This is a genomic window from Micromonospora sp. NPDC005305, assembly GCF_040607315.1.
In the GTDB taxonomy this organism is placed as follows: Bacteria; Actinomycetota; Actinomycetes; order Mycobacteriales; family Micromonosporaceae; genus Micromonospora.
In genome coordinates this window covers 1-1974 of sequence record NZ_JBEXGL010000036.1, presented here as the reverse complement: position 1 = coordinate 1974, position 1974 = coordinate 1, and the positions used below count along the sequence as shown (strand labels likewise).

At 74.0% G+C, this 1974-nt stretch carries 2 protein-coding genes; both read left to right on the top strand.

The window, feature by feature from the left end; genetic code table 11:
• The first annotated feature begins 172 nt into the window (after positions 1–172).
• Positions 173–661 (top strand): hypothetical protein, encoded by a 489-nt coding sequence (locus tag ABZS80_RS31750; protein ID WP_355061696.1) that lies wholly within the window; start codon positions 173–175, stop codon positions 659–661.
• Positions 662–864: 203 nt separating this feature from the next.
• Entirely contained in the window at positions 865–1872 is a 1008-nt protein-coding gene (locus ABZS80_RS31745; RefSeq protein ID WP_355061694.1) for a sugar phosphate isomerase/epimerase family protein, read from the top strand.
• The last annotated feature ends 102 nt before the right edge of the window (positions 1873–1974 follow it).

The following is a 1974-nucleotide window of genomic DNA, read 5'->3' as shown; positions in this document are numbered from 1 at the left end:
GTGCCTCGACGTCTCCGGCAACACCTCCACCGACAGCACCCCCGTACACCTCTGGACCTGCACCGGCGCGGCCAACCAGAAGTGGACCCTGCCCTGACCGGACCGGCGGCGGACCGGGCGACCTGCGGGATCCGCCCGGCCCGCCGCCGGGGTGCTGCCGTACCTTGACCGTGTGGGACGCCTGGAGCGGTGGCGTCGGGCCGCCCAGGGGCGCCCGAGCGTCGGTGACGTGCTGCGGGCCGCCCTGTTCCGGGTGCGGGGCCGCGTCGAGTCGCCGGCGCCGCCCACCGGGCCCGCGCCGAGCCTCACCCGGCTGGACGCGCTCATCGACGAATTCGCCGCCGGCCAGCAGGTGCGGTGGCGGGTGGGCGGCCAGCCCCGCCCGCTGCCCGCCGCCGTCGACGCGGCCGCGTACCGGATCATCCAGGAGGCGCTGACCGACGCGCGCCGGCACGCGCCGGGCGCGGCCGTGGCGGTTCGGCTGCGCTACGACCCGGCCGGCCTCACCGTCGAGGTACGCGGCGACGGGCCCGCCATCCCGACCGCCGGCCTGCGGGCGCGGGCCGAGTCGGTCGGCGGCGCCTTCCACGCCGGCCCGCGCCCCGAGGGAGGCTGGCTGGCCCGCGCCGAACTGCCCGCCCCCGAGGACGAGGCGGCCTGACCGGCTCCGGGCCTTCCGTGCCGGCCGCGCCCCACCTAGAGTGAGGACGGCGACCGCGAGGTGGCCGGTGACCCGGCGGGAGGCGCAACCCGTCGGGCCCAGACGCGACCGCGTCCACCGGTGCCCGCCGAGGTCGCCCGCACCCGGTCGCCCTCGCCCCGGTCCGCTACGGAATCCCCCCATCACGACAGGGGAGAAGGACAATGGCGCGACCCATCACGCTCTTCACCGGCCAGTGGGCCGATCTTCCGTTCGACGAGGTCTGCCGGCTCGCCGCCGAGTGGGGTTACGACGGCCTGGAGATCGCCTGCTGGGGCGACCACTTCGAGGTCGACAAGGCGCTCGCCGACGAGTCGTACGTGGACCGCAAGCGGGCCACCCTCGCCAAGCACAACCTCCAGGTCTTCGCCATCTCCAACCACCTCGTCGGGCAGGCGGTCTGCGACCACCCGATCGACGAGCGGCACCAGGACATCCTCCCCGCCCGGATCTGGGGCGACGGCGAGCCCGAGGGCGTACGCCGCCGCGCCGCCGAGGAGATGAAGGACACCGCCCGGGCGGCGGCGAAGCTCGGGGTGAAGACGGTGGTCGGCTTCACCGGCTCGTCGATCTGGCACACCCTGGCCATGTTCCCGCCGGTCCCGCCCGCCATGATCGAACGCGGCTACCAGGACTTCGCCGACCGGTGGAACCCGATCCTGGACGTCTTCGACTCCGTCGGTGTGCGTTTCGCCCACGAGGTGCACCCCAGCGAGATCGCCTACGACTACTGGACCACCAAGCGGGCGCTGGACGCGATCGGCCACCGCCCCGCGTTCGGGCTGAACTGGGACCCGTCGCACTTCGTCTGGCAGGAGCTGGACCCGGTCAACTTCATCTTCGACTTCGCCGACCGGATCTACCACGTCGACTGCAAGGACGCGAAGGTGCGCACCGGGGACGGCCGGCGCGGCCGGCTCTCCTCCCACCTGCCCTGGGCGGACCTGCGGCGGGGCTGGGACTTCGTCTCCACCGGCCACGGCGACGTGCCGTGGGAGGACTGCTTCCGCGCGTTGAACGCGATCGGCTACACCGGCCCGATCTCGATCGAGTGGGAGGACGCCGGCATGGACCGCCTGGTCGGCGCGCCCGAGGCGCTCCAGTTCGTGCGCCGGCTCGCCTTCGACGCCCCGTCCGCCGCCTTCGACGCCGCATTCAGCACCCGCGACTGACCCCGGTCCCGGCCCCAAGGGCCTCTACAGCGACTACGGGTACGCCGGATACAGCTACACGACGTACGACGTCGACGGCGGCTGCGCCTCCTCGGTGCTGCA